The organism is Collinsella aerofaciens (genome assembly GCF_018785245.1).
Lineage (GTDB): Bacteria > Actinomycetota > Coriobacteriia > Coriobacteriales > Coriobacteriaceae > Collinsella > Collinsella aerofaciens_AD.
On record NZ_WQPL01000019.1, the window covers coordinates 221,199 to 238,725 of the forward strand.

The 17,527-nt window shown below is 60.8% G+C and carries 13 protein-coding genes; 11 read left to right on the top strand and 2 right to left on the bottom strand.

Translation table 11 applies throughout. The features are described 5' to 3' along the window. Window positions 1-119: 119 nt before the first annotated feature. From GPK39_RS05055 to GPK39_RS09740, 6 genes are all read left to right on the top strand, one after another. Window positions 120-1,952, top strand: coding sequence for an NAD(P)-binding protein (locus tag GPK39_RS05055; protein WP_215674131.1), 1,833 nt, complete (start codon window positions 120-122; stop codon window positions 1,950-1,952). Further along, on the top strand, window positions 1,946-3,757 hold the full coding sequence (locus GPK39_RS05060; RefSeq protein WP_252204680.1) for a [FeFe] hydrogenase, group A: 1,812 nt from the start codon (window positions 1,946-1,948) through the stop codon (window positions 3,755-3,757). The genes GPK39_RS05055 and GPK39_RS05060 overlap by 7 nt, the downstream gene beginning before the upstream one ends. A gap of 2 nt (window positions 3,758-3,759) precedes the next feature. Continuing rightward, window positions 3,760-4,812 (top strand): ABC transporter substrate-binding protein, encoded by a 1,053-nt coding sequence (locus tag GPK39_RS05065; RefSeq protein WP_215674168.1) that lies wholly within the window; start codon window positions 3,760-3,762, stop codon window positions 4,810-4,812. A gap of 3 nt (window positions 4,813-4,815) precedes the next feature. Next, a complete protein-coding gene (locus GPK39_RS05070) occupies window positions 4,816-6,195 on the top strand; it encodes an ATP-binding cassette domain-containing protein (protein WP_215674133.1) in 1,380 nt (459 codons plus the stop codon). Between the two features lie 215 nt (window positions 6,196-6,410). Continuing rightward, window positions 6,411-6,614 carry a type II toxin-antitoxin system RelB/DinJ family antitoxin gene (locus tag GPK39_RS05075; RefSeq protein WP_055252556.1) on the top strand — a complete coding sequence of 68 codons (204 nt, stop codon included), beginning with the start codon at window positions 6,411-6,413 and terminating at the stop codon, window positions 6,612-6,614. Window positions 6,615-6,678: 64 nt separating this feature from the next. Further along, window positions 6,679-7,617, top strand: a complete 939-nt coding sequence (locus tag GPK39_RS09740) for a CPBP family intramembrane glutamic endopeptidase (RefSeq protein ID WP_215674135.1) — start codon at window positions 6,679-6,681, stop codon at window positions 7,615-7,617. A gap of 8 nt (window positions 7,618-7,625) precedes the next feature. On the opposite strand, the gene GPK39_RS05085 is transcribed toward GPK39_RS09740, so the two are convergent. Further along, complete coding sequence (locus GPK39_RS05085) at window positions 7,626-8,618, bottom strand: helix-turn-helix transcriptional regulator (protein WP_215674137.1); 993 nt, start codon at window positions 8,616-8,618, stop codon at window positions 7,626-7,628. A 153-nt stretch (window positions 8,619-8,771) separates the two neighbouring features. Here GPK39_RS05085 and GPK39_RS05090 point away from each other — a divergent pair, with 153 nt between their 5' ends. Further along, a complete protein-coding gene (locus GPK39_RS05090) occupies window positions 8,772-10,250 on the top strand; it encodes a family 1 glycosylhydrolase (RefSeq protein WP_215674138.1) in 1,479 nt (492 codons plus the stop codon). Between the two features lie 11 nt (window positions 10,251-10,261). Further along, window positions 10,262-11,632 carry a PTS transporter subunit EIIC gene (locus tag GPK39_RS05095; RefSeq protein ID WP_055250969.1) on the top strand — a complete coding sequence of 457 codons (1,371 nt, stop codon included), beginning with the start codon at window positions 10,262-10,264 and terminating at the stop codon, window positions 11,630-11,632. Window positions 11,633-11,758: 126 nt separating this feature from the next. Here the strand turns inward: GPK39_RS05095 and GPK39_RS05100 are convergent, their stop codons facing one another. Further along, a complete protein-coding gene (locus GPK39_RS05100) occupies window positions 11,759-13,900 on the bottom strand; it encodes a YgiQ family radical SAM protein (RefSeq protein WP_338404394.1) in 2,142 nt (713 codons plus the stop codon). 253 nt (window positions 13,901-14,153) lie between these two features. Here GPK39_RS05100 and GPK39_RS05105 point away from each other — a divergent pair, with 253 nt between their 5' ends. The 3 genes from GPK39_RS05105 to GPK39_RS05115 all read left to right on the top strand — a co-directional run bounded on the left by GPK39_RS05105 (window position 14,154) and on the right by GPK39_RS05115 (window position 17,487). Beyond that, entirely contained in the window at window positions 14,154-14,870 is a 717-nt protein-coding gene (locus GPK39_RS05105; protein ID WP_118377270.1) for a YoaK family protein, read from the top strand. 165 nt (window positions 14,871-15,035) lie between these two features. Continuing rightward, window positions 15,036-16,202 (top strand): lactaldehyde reductase, encoded by a 1,167-nt coding sequence (fucO, locus tag GPK39_RS05110; RefSeq protein WP_215674142.1) that lies wholly within the window; start codon window positions 15,036-15,038, stop codon window positions 16,200-16,202. 265 nt (window positions 16,203-16,467) lie between these two features. Further along, window positions 16,468-17,487, top strand: coding sequence for a M42 family metallopeptidase (locus tag GPK39_RS05115; RefSeq protein WP_215674170.1), 1,020 nt, complete (start codon window positions 16,468-16,470; stop codon window positions 17,485-17,487). The last annotated feature ends 40 nt before the right edge of the window (window positions 17,488-17,527 follow it).

Below are 17,527 nucleotides of genomic sequence, written 5' to 3' on the forward strand. Positions count from 1 at the left end.
GTGACATTTTATACCGCCTGCCGAACCGTATGGAGACCTCACAACTTTTTAGGTCAGTGTTGTGCGTGTAGCAATTTCGCCCGGCCTCGCCTCCGGGCTGCCATGTGAGAGGGGATCTTATGGCTCGACTGCACGTAATGGAACGCAGCCACGCTCAGGCCGTCATGGACGACCTGCACGATGCACTCGGACGTCGTCTGGCGGTGAGCTCGCTCGCCCCGTGCCCCGTCGAGTTTACGGCGGCGCTCGTCAACCTGTGCTCCACCCAGAGCTGCGGCAAGTGCACGCCCTGCCGCGTGGGCCTGAGCGCGCTGAGCGACCTGCTCGCCGATGTGCTCGAGGGCCGCGCCGACGAGTCCACGCTCAACTTGATTGAGCGCACGGCCCGCACCATCTACCTTTCGAGCGACTGCGCCATCGGCTACGAGGCCGGCGCCATGGCACTCACCGCCATCCGCGGTTTCCGCGATGATTTTGAGCACCATATCCGCGAGCACTCCTGTGGCTTTGACCGCGAGGCCCGCGTCCCGTGCGTCTCGGGCTGCCCGGCGCACGTCGACATTCCCGGTTACATTTCGTTGGTCGAGGCCGGCCGCTATGCCGATGCCGTCAAGGTCATCCGCAAGAACAACCCGCTGCCGCTCGTCTGCGGTTTGGTGTGCGAGCATCCCTGCGAGATGCACTGCCGTCGCGGCATGGTCGACGATCCCATGAACATCCTCGCCCTCAAGCGTTTTGCCGTTGAGCACAGCGACCTCAACGATTACAAGCCCAGCGTGGCCGACAACACCGGCAAGCGCATTGCCGTGATCGGCGGCGGCCCGGCCGGCCTTTCCTGTGCCTACTATCTGGCCGTGATGGGCCATAAGGTGACGATCTTTGAGCAGCGTCATCACTTGGGCGGCATGTTGCGCTACGGCATCCCCAGCTACCGCCTGCCGCGCGAGCGCCTGCAGGCCGAGATCGACTGGATCTTGAGCGCCGGCATCGACGTGGAACTCGACCACTCCGTCAACGGCGAGGAGCTTGCCCGCCTGCGCGACGAGTTCGATGCCGTCTACCTAGCCATTGGCGCCCACAGCGATAAGAAGCTCGGCCTTCCGGGCGAAGAGGCGCCCGGCGTGGAGTCGGCCGTCAAGATGCTGCGTGCCATCGGCGACGACGAACTGCCCGACCTGAGCGGCCAGCGCGTGTGCGTCATCGGCGGCGGCAATGTGGCCATGGACGTGGCGCGCTCTGCCGTGCGTTGCGGTGCCGAAAAGGTGAGCATCGTCTACCGCCGCCGCATCTGCGACATGACGGCCCAGGATGCCGAGATCGCCGGCGCCCAGGCCGAGGGGTGCGAGGTTCTGGAGCTCACCGCACCGCTCGCTATCGAGACGGGCGAGGACGGTCGCGTGAGTGGCCTGCGCGTGCAGCCGCAGATTATCGGCGAGCCCCGCCGTGGACGTCCGGCCCCGCGTGCCGCAGCCACGCCCGAGCGCGTCATTCCCTGCGAGCGCGTGTTTGTGGCCATTGGCCAGGACATCGATTCCAAGCCGTTTGAGGACATGGGCATCGCCTGCAAGTGGGGCTGCATCGTCACCGATTCGGATGGCGCCGTGCCCGACTTCGATGGCCTCTTTAGCGGCGGTGACTGCCAGACCGGTCCCGCCACCGTCATCCGGGCGATCAACGCCGGTCGCGTTGCTTCGGCAAACATCGACCGCTACCTGGGCTTTGACCACAAGATAAAGCTCGACGTGGAGCTGCCGACCGTGCAGTTTAAGGGCAAGCACGAGTGCGGCCGCTGCGAGCTGGGCGAGCGCGAGGCCGGCGAGCGCATCCACGATTGGAATCTGGTCGAGCAGGGCCTCACCGAGGAGGAGGCACGCCAGGAGGCAAGCCGCTGCCTGCGTTGCGACCACTTTGGCTTTGGCGCGTTCCGCGGAGGGAGGAACCTGGAATGGTAGAGCCCAACAACCCCACTGTCAGCGACAACACCGAAAGCGGAGCACTCAACATGGTCAAGCTCACTATCGATAATTGCGAGGTCGTGGTGCCCGAGCACACCACGATCCTGGACGCGGCCAAGTCCGTCGGTATCCAGATTCCCACCCTGTGCTACCTGCGCGATCTAAACGAGATCGGCGGCTGCCGCGCGTGCGTGGTCGAGGTTGAGGGCTGCGACCAGCTGGTTGCCGCCTGCAACAACTACGTGCTCGACGGCATGGTGGTCCACACCAACAGCCCCAAGGCCCGCGAGGCGCGTCGCACCAACGTGCAGCTGCTACTGTCCCAACACGACTCGCGCTGTACGAGCTGCGTGCGCAGTGCTAACTGCAACCTGCAGACCATCGCCAACGACCTGGGCATCTTCTATCTGCCGTACGAGCAGCACCTGGCACGCGAGGGCTGGGACTTCGATTTCCCCATCATCCGCGATAACGACAAGTGCATTAAATGCATGCGTTGCATCAAGGTGTGCGAGAGCGTGCAGGGCTTAGGGATTTGGGATCTGACCAACCGCGCCACGCATACCGCCGTGGGCACCCGCGGGCGTGCGCCGATCGGCAAGACCGATTGCGTCGCGTGCGGCCAGTGCATCACGCATTGCCCGACGGGCGCCCTGCGCGAGCGTGACGATACCGAGACCGTGTTCGATGCCATCGCCGATCCCGACAAGATCGTGCTGGTGCAGATTGCGCCGGCCGTGCGTAGCGCCTGGGGCGAGGAGCTCGGCATTCCGCGCGAGGAGGCCACCGTCGAGCGCCTGGCCTGTGCGCTGCGCCGCGTGGGCTTTGAGTACGTGTTCGACACCGACTTCTCGGCCGATCTCACCATTATGGAGGAGGGCTCCGAGCTGCTCGAGCGCCTGGGTAAGGCCGCCAAGGGCGAGGGTGACAGCCGCGGCTGGCCCATGTTCACGAGCTGCTGCCCGGGCTGGGTACGCTTTGTGAAGGCACGTTACCCCGAGTTTGTCGACAGGCTCTCCACGTCAAAGTCGCCGCAGCAGATGTTCGGCGCTATCGCCAAGACCTACTACGCCAAGGTGCTGGGCGTGGAGCCCGAGCGTCTGTTCGTGGTGTCCGTTATGCCATGCACGGCCAAGAAGGCCGAGTGTGCGCTGCCGAGCATGATGGGCGAGGGCGGCGCGCCCGACGTGGACGTTGCGCTGACGGTGCGCGAGATGGTGCGCATGATCCGCGCGAGCCACGTGAGCGTTGACACGCTGGTCGAGGAGCCGCTCGATACGCCGTTGGGCTTTGGCACGGGCGCGGGTGTGATCTTTGGCGCCACGGGCGGCGTGATGGAGGCCGCCGTGCGCTCGGCATATTACCTGGTGACGGGCAAGAACCCGGATGCCGACTTCTTCACTGACGTGCGCGGACTCGAGGGCTGGAAGGAGGCCGTGGCCGATATCGACGGTACCAAGGTGCGCGTCGCCGTGGCGCACGGGCTGGGCAACGCCGCCCGTCTGCTCGACGCGATTCGCGACGGCCGTGTGAGATATGACTTTGTTGAGGTCATGGCGTGCCCGGGCGGCTGCGTCGGTGGCGGCGGTCAGCCCATCCACGACGGCTGCGAGCTGGCGGCTGAGCGTGGCCAGGTGCTGTGGAGCCTGGATGCGAAGGCGGACATTCGTTTCTCGCACGAGAATCCCGATGTCCAGGCGTGCTACCGCGAGTTTTTGGGCGCGCCGCTCTCGCCGCTGGCCGAGGAGTTGCTGCATACCGACCATCATGCCTGGTCGATGCCTAACGAGGGGACGTGCTAGCGATGCGCGCGTTTGATTTTGAGATGTCGCGCCGGGGGTTTGCCTCGGCGCTCGCCGCGGGCGCCCTGTCGCTTGCGCTCGCGGGCTGTGGCGGCGGGGCTGCCGGTGCCGGGTCTGCCGCGGGCTCGGCTGCCGGTGGTGCGGCGACCGCCGCGGAGCCCGTCGAGGTGCACGTCGCCTCGCTCAAGGGGCCGACCTCGATTGGCCTGGTGCAGTTTATGGACCAGGCTGCCGATGGCGAGACGGACAATAAGTTCGACTTTGCGATCAACACTGCCGCCGACGAGATTGTGCCCAAGGTCATTCAGGGCGATATCGATATCGCCCTGGTGCCCGCCAACGTGGCGAGCGTGCTCTACAACAAGACCGAGGGCGCGGTGCAGGTCATCGACATCAACACGCTGGGCGTGCTGAACGTTGTGACGGGCGACGCGAATGTGGCCTCGTTTGGCGATCTGGCGGGCCATACCGTCTATATGACGGGCAAGGGCACCACGCCGGAGTACGTCATGAACTACTTGCTGGAGCGCGCGGGCCTGACCGGCCAGGTGGCGCTTGAGTTTAAGAGCGAGCCCACCGAGGTGCTGTCGGCGTTGCTTGTCGACCCGTCCGCCGTGGGCGTGCTACCCGAGCCGTTCAAGACCGCTGCCATCGCAAAGAGCGAGGGCAAGCTGTCGGCACCGGTGAGCCTGACCGATGTGTGGGACGAGCTGGCGGGTGACACGGGCTCGCGCCTGCTGACGGGCGTGACCGTGGTGCGCCGTGCCTTTGCCGAGGAGCATCCCGAGGCCGTGGCGGAATTCCTGAGCTGCCATGCTGCGAGCGTTGAGGCCGTGAACGCGGCGCCGGCGGACTGGGCTCAGGCCGTGGTCGATGCGGGTATCGTGGATAACGCCGCGATTGCCGAAAAGGCGATTCCCGGGTGCATGCTCGTGTGCCAGACGGGGAGGGATATGAAGGCGGCGCTCGGTGGGTACCTGCAGGTGCTGGCCGATGCGGACGCGAGCGCCGTGGGCGGCAAGCTCCCGGCTGACGATTTCTACTACATGGAGTAGCCCGTGCGTGCGTTTGCTCGACAAATGACAGAGCGTATGAAGGCGGTGGCGGCAGCAGGTGCCGTTGCCGCCTTTTGGCTTGCCGTGTGGGTGCTGATGGCGGGTTTCGTGGCGCAGCCGTTGATTTTGCCGGGGCCGGGCGCTGTCGTGGTGGCGTTGCTGCGACTGGTATGCGATGCCGGCACATGGGCGATTCTGGCAGGCTCGGGTGCGCGAATCTTGGGCGGGCTGGCGCTTGCCGCGGTGTGCGGCGGCGTACTGGCGGGAGTCTCGGTGCGATCGCTGACGTTTGCCCGCTTGGTGGCGCCGGCGCTTTCGTTTGTTAAGGCGACACCGGTTGCCTGCGTGGTGGTCCTGCTGCTCATTTGGTTGGGGTCGGCGCGCGTGAGCATTGCGGCGGTCTTTTTGATGGCACTTCCGGGCGTGTATTTTTCGCTGGTCGAGGGCTTGGCGCAAGTGGATAAGCCGCTGGAGCAGATGTTTCGTCTGCATGGCGTGCGGGGTTGGCGTCTGTTTTGCGCCCACACCTGGCGCGAGGTCCTGCCGTTTGTGCTTTCGTGTTCCCGCGCCGTGATTGGCATGAGCTGGAAGGCCGGCGTGGCGGCGGAGCTGATCGGCATGGCGGTGGGCACCGTGGGTGAGCGCATCTATCAGGCAAAGCTTTTGATTGAGACGGCTGATCTGCTGGCGTGGACCGTGCTGGTCGTTGCCGCCTCGTGGGCGTGTGAGCGCGTGCTGGTGTGGCTGCTGCGGGTTTCGGGACCCGTGGCGTGGCGCGCGGCCGTGCGGGCACATGGGCATGGACTGCGCGGGCGTGCGGGCGGCTCTGCTGGTGGCGGGGCTGCGGCGGAGCTTGCGCTCGCCGTGGGTGACCGGGCACCCTGGGCTCCGGCGCTGGATGGTCTGGTGCTCAACGTGCCCGCGGGCGGGCGTATCTGCGTGATGGGCGCTTCAGGCGTGGGCAAGTCGACGCTGCTTTCGTTGACAGCGGGGGAGTGCGCGCCGTGCTCGATGGTGTTTCAGGATACGCGCCTGGTTGAGGACGCTTCCGCTTTGGATAACGTGCTGGTGTGCGCCGATGCACGCGTGAATACCTCGAGTGCCGCTGCCTTGTTGCGCCTGCTGGTACCGGGGATCGATGTGCATGCCCGCGTGGCCGAGCTCTCGGGCGGGCAGCGCCGTCGTGTCGAGATTGCCCGAGCCCTGCTGTGTCCGGGCGGCGCAGTGATTCTGGACGAGCCCTTTACCGGTCTAGACATCGCTGCGCGCGACGCATGCACCGAGGTCGTGCTCGACTTGCTCGACGGCCGTATGCTGTTGCTTGCCACGCACGATTCCGCTGACGCTCGGGCCCTCAATATCTCGGACATCATCACGCTCTAAAGACTTACTCAGCAACAAATTGATCCGTTTTTTCTCCGTCCCCATGGGGTCGGGTATGGTATTCTATCTACGGGGTAATACTTAGGAATACCAAGTAATACCAACGCCGTAGAACAAACTCCAGATGCGGGCCAATCAGGTTGCCTTCACAGCCCGTCGCCCAGCCGCGTGGCCCGCATCCATCCGCACCACCGTCGTTTCAAGAAGGAAGCGCCATGGCAGAACACATGACCCCGGTTGTCGCGAAGGTTTTGCCCGAGGAAAAGGCGGCCTTCGCGGCGGCAACCCAGCTCGTGGGCACCACGCCGTCCAACGCCATCCGCATGTTCATCGCCGCTTTCAATCGCTGTGGCACCTTCCCGTTCGACATTTCGCCCAACGGGGCCTTTGGCGCTGCGCCCGATTCTCATCAACAATGACTGTTCCAAACTGCCGGCACTTGGGGACGTTCTTTTTCTGCCGGCAGTTAAGGAACGTCCCTAAGTGCCGGGTTTTGAGGAGGTTGGCATGCTCAATGCGATGGCGTGGGCGCTTGCCTGTTTTGGCGTTGTCGCTGCCGATATAGCCCTGAGCGTGGTTCTGTTTTCAGTTCTCGATGCCGTGTCGGTGCTGACGGGCTATCCGATCGACAATCTCGATATCCAATGGTTCCAGGCTGCCGCTCAGACGGCGTCATTTTTGATGGCGCTGCTGTGGTGGCGTTATCTGTGGCCCCGCTCCTTCATGGCGCGCCGGCAAGGCGAGCGCCCGCTCGGTGGGGGAGCAAGCGCGGCATGGAAGCACATTGTCTGCGTTGTCGTGATCGGCCTATCCATGCAGGTGGTCATTAGCTACCTATGCGACGGCGTGCTGTCGCTGCTGCCCGAGGTCGCGGCAGACTATAGCGAGCTCGTCGAGGAAACGGGCATGGGCGATACCAGCCTTCTTGCCGTCCTGACCACGGTGCTCGGCGCGCCGTTTTGCGAGGAACTGCTGGTGCGCGGCATCATCTTTGAGTTTTCGCTGCGTGCGTTTAATCCACAGTGCCGTTCGCTCTGGAAGCGCCGGCGTCGCGCGAACGCGCAGGACGGCGCCATAGTGCCCTGGGCGGCCCCGAGTACCTGGGGCGTCGCCGCGGCAATCGTGCTGCAGGCGGCGGTCTTCGGCTTTATGCACATGAACTGGGTGCAGGGCTGCTATGCGGGCGCCGCCGCCCTCATTTTTGGTTGGGTACTCGTGACCACCGGAAAGCTTCGCTACACGATTCTGCTGCACTTTGCGTTTAATGCCGGGTCGTATCTCATGGGGCTGCTGTGGTTTGTGGGCACACCGCTCGACGTTGTGGTCACGGTTGGCATCGCCGGCTTTGTGCTGGTAGAGGCGATGCGCTCGCTGCTTCGATTGCGCATTCCCGTGTCGCGCGAAGCTGATCGGTCTGAGTAATAACGCCTTTAATTAGACCGATGCGTCCTGAACGCACCTGGCGTTTCGCCGAATGCTTCTTTAAATTTTGAGTAAAAGAATGACATGTTGGAGATGCCGACTTTTCGGGCTACATACTGCACGCCGCGCTCGGTGTTGTTGAGAAGATATGCCGCCTCTGTGAGCTGCTGGTTGAGCTTGATTTGCGAAAACGTTTTGCCGGTTTTTTGCTTGATCAAGCTGCTGAGATAGCTGGTGCTATAACCCGTATCGCTCGCAATGCTTTCGAGCGTGCAGTCGCCGTAGCTTCGCTCAATATGATTCAGAATCGACACGATGCGCTCGTCCGACATGATTGCCTGGTTATCAGTTGCAGAGCGTCGGTACAGTCCTCGAATGAGAACAAGGAATAGGCTGACGGCGAGGTGCCTCATGAGTTCATTAGAGTAGGCATCTTTAAAGTGATATTCGATAAAGAGCATCTCGATGAGGCGTCGCGCATGTCGGGCGTATTCCTCTGGGAGAATGAGATATTTGCGGGCCTCACGGTTTTTGGACACAAAATCAAATAGGAGATTCGTTAATGGTGACGCGCCGGGTAGCTGGCTCAGGAACAACGAATCGAACATTTCTTTTTTGAAGACGATTGAAATGACGATATCGTGCTCGCCCTTAACGTACGGAACGCTTCTGACTACGCCGGTGTTGCAAATGAGCACGTCACCCTTTTTAAGGAGTAGTCGCCGTCCGTTGACGATAAACGCGCAGACGCCGTCGTACACGTAGTTGAGCTCCATATCCCGATTGATATGAGGAGGAATGTCGGTAAAGCGCGACTCCTTGATAAGGCCCACGGGGTTTTCGTCGAGAGTTTCTTTCCAATCAAACAGATAGACTTCTTCGCCGTTAATGGTTGTGGTTTCCACCCTGTTATATCGCGGGCTGAGCTCTCCCGGATGCGTGCGATGCCACTCTTCGGTCTCGGTATGCGTATAGAGCAGCTGTTTGAGATTCGAATCCATGGGGTGCTCCAGGGGTGAACGGTAGAATCGATGCCTTAAACGGTATTATATCTAAAAAAATGTTATAAACCCACGCTTTCTATGCGATATCTTATGCATCTTGTTCTTCCTAGTATTGGGTTATCCGCTGGAGCATCCGATCAAGGAGGGCAAATGAGTAAGTTAAAACATGGGTTTGACTCCGACTTTTTATGGGGCGGAGCCATATCGTGCTCGCAGGCCGATGGCGCCTGGAATGAGGGCGGAAAGGGTAAGTCGACGCAGGATTGTCGATGGCTGGATGGTACCTGGACTCATGACCAGATTGAGGACAAGCATCAAAACAACCCCTTCTGCCATGACGAGCTAATGAACGCTCTCGCAGATGATGGCGTTGAGTTCTACCCGTTTAGGCGTGGCAACGACTTCTATCATCACTATCGTGAGGACATCGCGCTTTTTGCGGAGATGGGTCTCAAGCTGTTCCGCACCTCTATTTGCTGGAGCCGAATCTATCCTAACGGAGATGACCTTGAGCCTAACCGCGAAGGCATCGAGTGGTATCGAAGCATGCTGGGTGAGTGCAAAAAGCACGGCATTAAGACCTTCGTCACTATGCTCCACTATGACATCCCGGTAAATCTTGTCACCACATATGGGGGATGGAAGAATCGCAAGACGATTGATTTCTTCGCCCGCTATGTCGAGACAATCGTTACGGAATTGGGCGACCTGGTCGATTTCTGGCTGCCTTTTAACGAGTTCAATGCAGCGCGTTTTTCGCCTTGGGACGGGGTCTGTCTGGTCAAAGACGAAGAGGGGGAGAATTTCGATCGAGCCATCTTCCAGTGCCTGCACCACGAGTTCGTTGCCAATGCGCGCGCCGTCGAGATTGTCCATCGTCTTTCGCCCGATACTCCCGTTGGCGGCATGATTGCTCGATTCTGTACGTATCCCGCCACCTGCCGTCCCGAAGATAACATGCAGGCTATTCACGACGACCAGTATTCCAACTGGTTCTATACGGACGTGATGGCTCGTGGAAAATACCCCGCTTATATGAATCGCTATTTCGACGCGTGCGATATCGAGATTCAAATGGAGCCGGGCGATGAAGAGCTCATCGCTCGCAACACGGTCGACTTCCTGGCCTTCTCGTACTACTTTTCCCAGGTATCCACCTGCGATCAGGGATGGGAGAAGACTGCGGGAAATCTGGTCATGGCAAACAAGAACCCTTATCTCGAGACGAGTGAGTGGGGCTGGCAGCTCGATCCCATTGGCCTGAGGGTTACCCTTAACCAGATGTATGACCGCTATGGGCTGCCCCTGTATATCGCCGAGAACGGCCTCGGTACATCTGATGTGGTCGAGGAGGATGGCAGCATCCACGACGAGTATCGAATCGATTATTTGCGCCAGCACATAAAGTGCCTTAAGGAAGCAGTGATCGATGGCGTTGACGTGCGCGGATACATGATCTGGGGATTCATTGACCTTGTTGCCTGCGGTCCTCTTACGATGGACAAGCGCTACGGGCTTATCTATGTCGATCTGGATAATTGCGGCAACGGCACTGCGGAGCGCTTGCGTAAAGACTCTTTCTATTGGTACCAGAAATGTATCGCCACTAATGGCGAGGATCTTGGGTAGGAGTGATTGTTGTGGCAGACAAGAAGGAACTGGCCGCTCGTGTCCTCGAGCTCGTGGGCGGCGCCGATAACGTTGTTATGGCAACGCACTGCATTACAAGGCTCAGATTCAACCTGAAGGACGATAGCAAGGCAGACCTGGAGGCCCTTAAGACGCTTGACGGCGCCTTGGGCGCGCAGGTTAAAGACGGGCAGTGGCAAGTTATCATCGGCGCCAGCGTGGGGTCGGTATATGACGAATTGGAGCCCATGCTAGGTGACAGGATGGGTGGCGAGGTCTCCGCCGACGCCGAGCAGCCTGAGCTCCAAAAAGGTTCGGCTCGCGTATTCGATATCATCACCGGCATCTTCTCCGCTATCATTCCCGCACTGGTGGCGGGAGGCATCGTAAAGGGCATCCTGGCTGCTATCGCGGCTTTTGGAATCGACACGGGTGCCGGCGACTTTGCGATATTCAATATGATTTCGGATATCCCGTTCTACTTCTTGCCGTTTTTGCTGGCAATGTCTACAGCTGATAAGTTCCGGGTCAACCGTTCGCTTGCGCTTTGTGTTGCCGGATCGCTGATGTACCCGACCATTGTCAACGCTGTCGGTACGGGCGAGACGCCCCTTGCGCTGTTCGGTTTTGCGGTGCCGATTTTTAGCTACGCCGATTCCGTGTTCCCGGTTATCTTTGGCGTCATTGGCTTGTCTTTTGTATATCGCGCAATCGACAAAGTCGTGCCGGATCTTTTTAAGCTCGTTGTCGTTCCGGCGCTCTCCCTTGCTATCGTGATTCCCGTCAACCTGTTTGTGCTCGCTCCGATTGGTGCCTGGTGCGGTCTTGGTCTTGCCAACGGTATCGTTTGGCTATTCTCGACGTTAGGCCCCGTTGCCGGTTTTCTGCTGGGCTTCTTTATGCCGCTTATCGTGCTCTTCGGCATGCATCAGTCAACGAGCCCTATCCAGATTTCCAATATCGCAACGCTTGGGTATGACTATCTGCTCCCGATCTCTTTCTGCCATAACCTCGCCGAAAGCGGTGCGTCTTTTGGTGCAGCCCTGCGCATGACCGACGAAAAGCTCAAGTCCGCTGCAATGACGTGCGCCTTCTCAGCATTTATGGGAATTTCCGAGCCCGCCTTGTTTACCGTTCAGGTTCCTAACAGGACTCCGCTTATCGCTGCGATGATCGCGGATGGCATTGGCGGTGCGCTTACCGTTGTTCTCGGCGCAAAGTGCTTCGGCTTTGTTATGCCCGGCATTACCTCGTTGCCCGTTTATGCCGATCCAAGCGGCAATCCCATGAACCTGATCATGATTGTCGTCTGCATCGCTTTGACTTGGGTTATCTCTGCGGCGCTCTCGTTTGCGCTCTATGGTCGTTTCGACAAAAAGTAACGACGTTTTGAGATAGACAATACTAATCGGCCGCTCGCCGGGGAATCGTTCTGCGACGCCCCGGCGAGCGGCATTTTATTGGTGGGGCGTGTCGTGTCGCCAACGGCGGCATGCCGCCTCGCCGCGCTAGTTGCGGCGACCGCCTCCGTTGGCGCCCTGTCGTCCCTGGGCCGCGCGGTTGCGGCCTGCGGTGTTCTGCGCGCGCGACATGCCGCTGTGGCCCTTGCTACCCTTGGGTCCCTTGCCGGCGGCGCCACCGTGGGCCTTGCCGCCCTTCTTGCCGGTGCCGTGCCCACCGCTGGCCGATGTCTCGCCCGGGCGTGGCGGCACGGGACGGATCAGGCAATGTTTGGTGTAGCCGATCAGGTCGCGACGGCCGGCCTTCTCCAGTGCCTCACGCACCAGCTTGTAGTTCTCGGGCTTGCGGTACTGGATGAGCGCGCGTTGCATGGCCTTCTCGCGCGGGTCGCGCGCCACATAGATCGGTTTCATGGTGCGCGGGTCCACGCCGGTGTAGTACATGCACGTCGACATGGTGGACGGTGTGGGGTAGAAGTCCTGCACCTGCTCGGGCATGTAGCCCATGTCGCGCACGGCTTCGGCAAGGTCCACGGCTTCCTTCATCGTCGAGCCGGGGTGGCTCGAGATCAGATACGGCACCACGTACTGCTTGAGTCCGTACTCGCGGTTCAAGCGTTCAAATTTACGGCAGAATGCGTCGTAGACAGCTCGGCTCGGCTTGCCCATCACGGACAGTACCGCGTCGCTCACGTGCTCGGGCGCTACGCGCAGCTGGCCCGAGACATGGTGTTCCAGCAGCTCGCGTAAAAACTCGTCCGAGGCATCGGCCATGGTGTAGTCAAAACGGATGCCGCTGCGCACGAAGACCTTCTTGACGCCCGGCAGCTGGCGCAGGTCGCGCAACAGCTGCGTGTAGCCGCTTTCGTCGACCACCATGTTCTTGCATACGCTCGGCCACAGACAGCGCTTGTTCTTGCACACACCGTGCTTGAGCTGCTTGTCGCAGGCGGGGCGGCTAAAGTTGGCCGTCGGTCCACCCACGTCGTTGATGTAGCCCTTAAACTCGGGATCGCGCGTGAGCAGCTCGGCCTCGCGCATGATCGAGTCGTGGCTGCGCATCTGCAACACGCGGCCCTGGTGGAAGGTGAGCGCGCAAAACGAGCACTCGCCAAAACAGCCGCGGTTGGAGCTAATGGAAAACTTGATCTCAGCAAAGGCCGGCACGCCGCCTGCCGCGTCGTAGTCGGGATGCCAATCGCGTGCGTAGGGGAGTTCGGCAACCTCGTCCATCTCGTCGGTGGTGAGTGTTGCCGACGGCGGGTTCTGCACCACGTACACGCTGTTGGGATATGGCTCTACCAGGCGATGCCCGGTGATGGGGTCCATATTCTGCTGCTGCACGTTAAAGCTGCGGGCGTAGTTGAGCTTGTCGGCGGCAAGGTCGTCCCAGCTGGGCAGCAGGTCGTAGTCGTAGACCTCGTCGAGCGAGCTGGTGCGGTAGACGGTGCCATTGATATAGGTGATCTGATCGACGGGCAGCCCCGCGTCGAGCGCGTCGGCGATCTCAACGATCGCGTGCTCGCCCATGCCGTAGATGAGGATGTCGGCGCCCGAGTCGAGCAGCACCGAGCGCTTGAGCTTGTCCTGCCAGTAGTCGTAGTGGGCCAGGCGACGCAGGCTTGCCTCGATGCCACCGATAATGATGGGGGCGTCCTTAAACGTCTGGCGGATGAGGTTGCCGTAGACCGTGACGGCGCGATTGGGACGGCGCCCCTCCTCGCCACCGGGGGTATAGGCGTCGGTGTGGCGGCGATGCTTGGTCACCGAATAGTGGTTGACCATGGAGTCCATGTTGCCGGCACTGACGAGAAAGCCTAGGCGCGGCTCGCCGAGCACGGTGATGCTGGCGGGGTCGGTCCAGTCGGGTTGGCAGATGATGCCCACTTTGTAGCCGTGCGCGTCGAGGACGCGGCTGATGATGGCCATGCCAAAGCTGGGATGGTCCACGTAGGCGTCGCCGCAGATGTAGACAAAGTCGCACTGGTCCCAGCCGCGTGCATCCATGTCGGCTCGACTGACGGGGAGGAATTTATCGCGGCTCGGACGCCAGGGGCGGACGGGCGTCGCTTGGGAATGCTTGGTGCGGGCGACCGTGGCCTGCGCCTTGCCGCCGCGCTTTTGCTGCTGGCCCTGTTTGCCCTGCTGACTGCGCTGGTTGTTCTGAGCGTGTTGAGGCTTTTTTGCCACGATCCCTCCCGGTGTTTGTATGCTGCACGTAATTGTAACCAGTCTTTTTGGGACGGGGCTAAAAAGACTGGTGGAGTACACGAGCTGGCGGATCGGCGTGTCGATGCGGGTGTCGTTTGTTTCCAGACTGTGTATCCCTGTGTCGAAGGGGTCGTCTCGCGCGCACGCCATGTTGTCAATGGGTTACAGTATGAACGGCGGCTATGTTTCCGCCAACGCACGAGAGGGTCGTCAACAAGGAGGATGCACGACGATGCAGCGTGCCAAACAGATATCGGAGTCCATCGAACTGGGCATTATCCTGGCGCTCGCCGGCGGCTTTATGGATGTGTATTCGTACATTGGGCGCGACCATGTTTTCGCAAACGCTCAGACGGGCAACATCCTGCTTGTGGGTGTGAGCATCTCGGAGGGCAATTGGGCACTTGCGGGGCGCTACTTCTTCCCTGTGGTGTCGTTTGCCGTGGGCATTATGCTTGCCGACCTGGTTCACGAGCGGTTTGGCAGCGTGATTCACTGGCGCCAAGTGACAGTGTTCTTTGAAGCCGTCATCTTGCTGGGCGTGAGCTTTATCCCCGGTGGCGGTTACAACCTGCTCGCCAACTGCCTCACCTCGTTTGCCTGCGGTATGCAGGTCGAGAGCTTCCGCAAGATACACGGTCACGGCATCGCCACGACCATGTGCATCGGCAACTTGCGCAACGCGCTGCAAAACGTGGACGATTACATCATCACCCACAGGCGCGGCTTTTTGGAAAACGGCCTGCTGTACTTTGGCGTGATCTTTACCTTTGTGTTTGGCGCCGTGTTGGGCAACTGGTGTATTGAGCGCATGGGCCTGCACGCCATCGTCGTGGCGAGCTTGCTGCTGTTTGTCGCGTTTGCCATCATGTTTATCGACCGCGAGCGCGACTTGCGCTTACGCTGGAAGGTTGCGGCCGAGGCTTGGAAAGAGGGCTGCCGAAAGTAACCGAATGCGGCAAAGGGGCTGTCCCTTCGCCGCATTATTTTTCATCATCTGTTGAAACGCTTTAAATAGTTTGACGTTCTCACGCGTTTTTTGTTTCAAAAGCGTTAGGATGGGACTCATAGCGTGGGGCGTAATGGGTGCCCCGCACACGATGGGAGGCTATCAATGGCTAATCGTTTCGTTCTCAATACCATCTCTTATCATGGTTCCGGCGCCATTAAGGAGATCCCCGGCGAGCTCCAGCGTCGCGGCTACAAGAAGATCTTCGTCTGCTCCGACCCCGATCTGGTCAAGTTTGGCGTTACCGCCAAGGTGACCGACGAGCTCGACGCTGCCGGCATCGCTTGGAGCCTCTACTCCGAGATTAAGCCCAACCCCACCATCCAGAACGTCAAGGACGGCGTCGAGGCCTTCAAGGCCGCCGATGCTGACGCTATCGTGACCATCGGTGGTGGCTCCTCCATGGACACCGCCAAGGCCATCGGCATCATCATCAACAACCCCGAGTTCGCCGATGTCCGCAGCCTCGAGGGCGTTGCTCCCACTAAGAACCACGCCGTGTTCACCATCGCCGTGCCGACGACCGCCGGTACCGCCGCCGAGGTGACCATCAACTACGTCATCACCGACCCCGAGAAGGTCCGCAAGTTCGTGTGCGTCGACACCAACGACGCCCCCGAGGTTGCCGTCGTCGATCCTGACATGATGGCTTCCATGCCTGCCGGCCTGACCGCTTCCACTGGCATGGACGCTCTGACCCACGCCATCGAGGGCTACACCACCAAGGGCGCTTGGGAGCTCTCCGACATGTTCCACTTTGAGGCTATTAAGCTGATCAGCGAGAACCTGCGCGACTCTGTCGCCGAGGCCAAGTCCGGTCAGCCCGGCTCCGGCCGCGAGGGCATGGCTCTTGGCCAGTATGTCGCCGGCATGGGCTTCTCCAATGTTGGCCTGGGCATCGACCACGCCATGGCTCACACCCTGTCCGCTCACTACGACACCCCGCACGGCGTCGCCTGCGCCATGCTGCTGCCGATTGCCATGGAGTTCAACAAGCCGGTTTGCGCCGAGCGCCTGGCCAAGGTTGCCGTTGCCATGGGCGTTGACACCACGGGCATGAGCACCGACGAGGCCGCCGACGCCGCCATCGCCGCCGTCAAGCAGCTCTCCGCCGACGTGAACATCCCACACGTCTGCGAGGCCATGAAGGCTGACGAGATCGAGGTCCTGGCCAAGGACGCCATGGCCGACGCCTGCTTCCCGGGTAACCCGCGCGAGGCGACGCTCGACGACGTCATCGAGCTCTTCAAGAAGATCTGCCCGGCTGCCTAACTTGGTTCGGCGGGCCCCTGCCCGTTAGCCCTAGAATCGTCCTCGGACATGTCGGAGGCCCCGCTGCGCACTACGTGCGGCGGGGCCTCCTTCTGTCCTGCGGAAAGATTCTGGGGCTAACGGGCAGGGGCCCGCCGGCTCGTTATCGTGGCGGGCGCAGTTCTAGGGAGCTCGATGGGTCATCTCGCTAGGTAAAAAGATGGTTCGCGGTGGTATTGTTGCTGTGGGCTCAATTCGATATGAAAGGGTGATTTTGGTGTCCAAGATGGATTCTACGCTCTCCTATATTACTGACCAGTTGAAGGCGCTTACCTCGATTGCTTCGCCTACGGGCTATACCCGTGCGGCGACTGATTATCTGATGGAGACCCTGCGCGATATGGGGTTTGGGCCTGAGCGTTCTAATAAGGGTAACGTGCTCGTTGAGCTTGGCGGCGAGGGCGAGCCGCTCGTACTGGCGAGCCATGTCGATACCCTAGGCGCCATGGTGCGTTCCATTAAGGACAATGGCCGCCTGCGCCCCACGACGCTCGGTGGGCATCAGTGGTCTACGGCCGATGGCGAGAACTGCACCGTCTACACGCGCGACGGCAATGTCTACACGGGCGTGGTTCTTAACACCGAGCCTTCGGCGCACGTGGCCGACGAGCCGGTCAAGACCATCGAGAAGAACATGGAGATCTTGCTCGACGAGAACGTCGACAGCAAGGACGATGCGCTCGAGCTGGGTATTCAGACCGGCGACATCATCGCTATGGATCCTCGCACGACGGTGACGGAGAGCGGCTACATTAAGAGCCGCTTCCTGGATGACAAGCTATCGGCCGCCATTTTGTTGGGCTTGGCGCGTGCCGTCGCCGCTGGCGAGGTGACGCTTTCGCGTAAGGTTTCGCTGCTCTTTACCGTGTACGAGGAGGTGGGCCACGGCGGCGCCTTCGTGCCGGCCGACACGCGCGAGATGATCAGCGTTGACATGGGCTGCGTGGGCGACGACCTAGGCTGCACCGAGCACATGGTGTCGATCTGCGCCAAGGATTCGGGCGGTCCGTACAACTACGACCTGGTGACGGCGCTGTCCAATATCGCGCGCGAGCTTGAGCTCGATTACGCTATCGACGTGTATCCGCATTACGGTTCGGACGTCGAAGCCACGCTCTCTGCCGGCTACGACATTCGCCATGGTCTGATCGGCCCCGGCGTGTATGCGAGCCACAACTACGAGCGTAGCCACATGGACGGCGTGCGCAACACCTTCGAGCTCGTCCGCGCCTACGTACAGCGCTAGCGATGCAGCGGCCTCGGCTGATACGGCAGTACCGACCGAG

Bases quoted from the DNA above. Each gene is read 5' to 3' on its own strand.
- GPK39_RS05055 (WP_215674131.1), top strand. From the start codon at position 120: ATGGCTCGACTGCACGTAATGGAACGCAGCCACGCTCAGGCCGTCATG.
- GPK39_RS05060 (WP_252204680.1), top strand. From the start codon at position 1,946: ATGGTAGAGCCCAACAACCCCACTGTCAGCGACAACACCGAAAGCGGA.
- GPK39_RS05065 (WP_215674168.1), top strand. From the start codon at position 3,760: ATGCGCGCGTTTGATTTTGAGATGTCGCGCCGGGGGTTTGCCTCGGCG.
- GPK39_RS05075 (WP_055252556.1), top strand. From the start codon at position 6,411: ATGGCAGAACACATGACCCCGGTTGTCGCGAAGGTTTTGCCCGAGGAA.
- GPK39_RS05085 (WP_215674137.1), bottom strand. From the start codon at position 8,618: ATGGATTCGAATCTCAAACAGCTGCTCTATACGCATACCGAGACCGAA.
- GPK39_RS05090 (WP_215674138.1), top strand. From the start codon at position 8,772: ATGAGTAAGTTAAAACATGGGTTTGACTCCGACTTTTTATGGGGCGGA.
- GPK39_RS05105 (WP_118377270.1), top strand. From the start codon at position 14,154: ATGCAGCGTGCCAAACAGATATCGGAGTCCATCGAACTGGGCATTATC.
- fucO (WP_215674142.1), top strand. From the start codon at position 15,036: ATGGCTAATCGTTTCGTTCTCAATACCATCTCTTATCATGGTTCCGGC.
- GPK39_RS05115 (WP_215674170.1), top strand. From the start codon at position 16,468: ATGGATTCTACGCTCTCCTATATTACTGACCAGTTGAAGGCGCTTACC.